This is a genomic window from Geodermatophilus sp. SYSU D00742 (genome assembly GCF_054049935.1).
The window spans coordinates 1-3287 of sequence record NZ_JBJGYJ010000069.1; the positions used below are offsets into that span (position 1 = coordinate 1).

Below are 3287 nucleotides of genomic sequence, written 5' to 3' on the forward strand. Positions count from 1 at the left end.
GCAGGCCCGCGAGGACGGGGGACCGCCCCGCGCGGGGGGACCCGGCCGGCGGCCGGGGGCGACCCGGGCCGCCGGCCGGGGTCAGCGCGCGGCGAGCCGGGGCGCGCGCCAGGCGCGGTGTCCGGCGACGACGCGGCCGTCGGGGAGGAGCTCGCCGTCGTCGTCGAAGAGCACGACGCCGTTGCACAGCAGGCTCCAGCCCTGCTCGGGGTGGCTGCGCACCACCGCGGCGAGGTCGCGCAGGTCGCTGGTCGCGTCAGGGCAGGGAGATACGTGGGAGCACATCGGGATCTCTCCGATCGGCCCGGCGGCAGGCGTCGGGTTCACTGAGGGTGTTTGTCCGGTGACCGGACGCTCCGAGTGTGGGCGCCGTCCGCGCCGCTGTCAGGTGACGAACCTCACGACCTCACCCGACCGGGTCGTCACGACTCGCCATGTCCGGCGCGCGCCGGCCGGCCGGACCGGGCGCCCCCGCGCGTCAGATCTTGCGCAGGAGGACCCGGCGGACCTTGTGGTCGGCGGCCTTCTGCAGCACGAGGCGGGCGCGCGACCGGGTGGGGGCGATGTTGCTGCGCAGGTTGGGCCCGTTGACCGCGGCCCAGATGCCCAGCGCGGTCTCGCGGGCCTGCTCGTCGGTGAGGGAGGCGAAGCGGTGGAAGTAGGCCGAGCTGTCCTGGAACGCCGTCCGGCGCAGGGCGAGGAACCGGTCGACGTACCACTGCTGGACGTCGGCCTCGGCGGCGTCGACGTAGACGGAGAAGTCGAAGAAGTCGGAGAGGAACACCTCCGCGGTGCTGCCGTCGGCCCGCCGTCCCGCCTGGAGCACGTTGAGCCCCTCGAGGACCAGGATGTCCGGCCCGTCCACGACCTGCTGCCCCCCGGGGACGATGTCGTAGGTCTGGTGGTCGTACAGCGGGGCGGTCACCGCGCCGCGGCCGGACTTCACCGCGGCCAGGAACCGCAGCAGCGCCCGACGGTCGTAGCTCTCCGGGAAGCCCTTGCGTCCCAGCAGCCCCCGGGCCTCGAGCTCGGCGTTCGGCAGCAGGAATCCGTCGGTGGTCACCAGGTCCACGCGCGGCGCGCCGGGGTCGGCCGCCAGCAGCGTCTGCAGCAGGCGGGCCGTGGTGCTCTTGCCGACGGCGACGCTGCCGGCGACGGCGATGACGTAGGGCACCTTGGCCGTGGAGTCGCCGAGGAACTCACTGCGCGCCGCCCACAGCCGCCGGCTGGCCTCGACGTGCAGGTTGAGCAGCCCGGCGAGGGAGAGGTAGACCGTGGCCACCTCGTCGAGGTCGATGCGGTCGCCGAGGGACGCCAGGCCTCGCAGCTGCCCCTCGTCCAACGGCAGCGCGGCGCCCGCGGCGAGCGCGCGCCACGAGTCGCGGTCGAACACCGCGTAGGGCGAGACCTGGGGTCGTGGGCCAGCCGTCACGCCCCCATCGTGCCGGTCACGCGGCGCACCTCACCTGCCCGGGGGGCGGCAGGGCCGCGCGGACCGGTGCGGCGGCCTCGCCCGTCTAGGGTGCCGGTGTGCCGACGTCCCCCGGGCTGCTCGAGTGCATCGAGCGGTACTTCACCAGCGCACCGCTGCCCGATGCCCGGATCGAGGCCGTCGGCGCCCTCGACGTCCCGGTGGGCAGCCCCGACTGGCCCTATCCGGCCCGGCCCCGGCACGGGGAGACGGTCACCTCCGACGACGTCCGCGCCGCCGTCGCCGTCCAGCGGCGAGCCGGCCTGCCGGTCGCGCTGGAGTGGGTGTGCGAGTCCGCTCCGTCGGCCGCCGCGGCGGTACGGGCCGCCGGACTCACCGTCGAGGAGTGGCCACTGCTGGTCGCCGCCGACCCGGTCGAGCTGCTGCTCCCGTACGGCGTGCGGCTGTACCTGGTCGGCGCCGACGACCCCGAGCTGCCCCGGTACCAGCGGCTGGCCTCGATCGCGTTCGCCCACCCCGGGCCACGCGCCGAGGTCGGCGAGGCCGCGGTCGACGAGGCCACGGCCGCGGCGGTGCCGGAGCCCTCGCGGACGGCGGTGCTGCGGGAGCGGATCGCCACCGGGCGCACCGTGATGATGGTGGCCGTCGAGAGCGGTGAGCCGGTCGCGGTGGGCGCGCACCACCCGGTGGACGTCGACGGCAGCGAGGTCAGCGAGATCACGGGGGTGGCCACGCTGCCACGGCTGCGGGGGCGCGGACTGGGTGCCGGGCTGGCCTCCGCCCTGACCGCACACGCCCGCGAGACCGCCGACCTGGTCTTCCTGGTCGCCGGGGACGACGACGTCGCCCGCGTCTACGAGCGGGTCGGGTTCGCGCGCCTGGCCACGGTCGGGGTGGCCGACCTGCCCGACGACCGGATCGACGCCGAGCCGGCCGAGCCGGCGCTGCGGGGGCGCCAGGGCTGAGCCACGCCCCCGGGGGGCAGCGGCCCTGCGCCCTCGCGGCGCCGGCCGGTCAGGACCCGGGCGGCGCCGGCATCGCGGCCGCGGCGGCGGTGAGCGCGGACCGCGCCGCGTCCCAGCGCACCGAGGCCGGCACCTCGCTGAGCAGCACCACCACCTGCGTGCCCACCACGCCGACCGAGTGCAGGTGGCGCATGCCGCCCACGCAGCACATCCAGCCCTGCTTGACGGCCGGGGCGGCGGCGGTGGCGGCGAGGAGGCCGAAGCGCTGGTCGAAGCCGTCGGCGGCGACCGGGGTGACCGCGCGCATCCACCCGGTCAACGCGGCGGCGTCGTCCGGGTGGGCCACGACCGGCAGCCGGCTCAGGAACCGGGCGAGGTCCTGCGCCGTCGTCGTCGTCTCGCCCCACTCCCCCCACCGCCGCGGCGGCACGGTGCCGGCGAGGCCGTAGCGGGCGGCGACGTCGCGGACCATCCGGTCACCGTCGAACCGGGCCCACAGGTCGGAGGCGGCCGGGTCGGAGGACCGGCTGATCATCTCCGCCATCCGTTGCCGGTCGTCGGCGGTGAGCGCCACCGCGCCCGTCCGTGCCAGGTGCAGCAGCTGCTCGGCGAGGAGCAGCTTGACCAGCGAGGCGGCCGGGAGTGGCCGTCCGGCGAGGTCGTTGCCCGCCGAGGCCGCCGACACGCGGGCACTGCGCGCCTCGGCGGCGCGCGGGGAGAGCCCGGTGGCACGGGTCTCCTGCTGGGCGACGACGACGGCGAGGCTGCCGACCGGTCCGTAGGCGGCGGTGACGGCGGGGACCACCTCGGCGGCCGGCGCGCGGGCCGCCGCCGGCCCGACCCCCGTCAACTCTACGACCTGTAGCACAAGAGACACGACCCGCCGCGCC

General features: G+C 76.7%; 4 protein-coding genes. 1 reads left to right on the forward strand and 3 read right to left on the reverse strand.

Features of this window, described 5'->3' with window-relative positions; translation table 11 throughout:
* Positions 1-81: 81 nt before the first annotated feature.
* Together ACI78V_RS22800 and coaA are read right to left on the reverse strand one after the other, a co-directional pair.
* On the reverse strand, positions 82-285 hold the full coding sequence (locus ACI78V_RS22800) for a DUF5999 family protein (RefSeq protein WP_456855094.1): 204 nt from the start codon (positions 283-285) through the stop codon (positions 82-84).
* A gap of 193 nt (positions 286-478) precedes the next feature.
* Entirely contained in the window at positions 479-1432 is a 954-nt protein-coding gene (gene coaA / locus ACI78V_RS22805; RefSeq protein ID WP_456855098.1) for a type I pantothenate kinase, read from the reverse strand.
* Positions 1433-1530: 98 nt separating this feature from the next.
* Here coaA and ACI78V_RS22810 point away from each other — a divergent pair, with 98 nt between their 5' ends.
* On the forward strand, positions 1531-2397 hold the full coding sequence (locus tag ACI78V_RS22810) for a GNAT family N-acetyltransferase (RefSeq protein WP_456855103.1): 867 nt from the start codon (positions 1531-1533) through the stop codon (positions 2395-2397).
* Positions 2398-2446: 49 nt separating this feature from the next.
* Here the strand turns inward: ACI78V_RS22810 and ACI78V_RS22815 are convergent, their stop codons facing one another.
* Positions 2447-3247 carry a serine hydrolase gene (locus ACI78V_RS22815; RefSeq protein ID WP_456855108.1) on the reverse strand — a complete coding sequence of 267 codons (801 nt, stop codon included), beginning with the start codon at positions 3245-3247 and terminating at the stop codon, positions 2447-2449.
* Between the last annotated feature and the right edge of the window lie 40 nt (positions 3248-3287).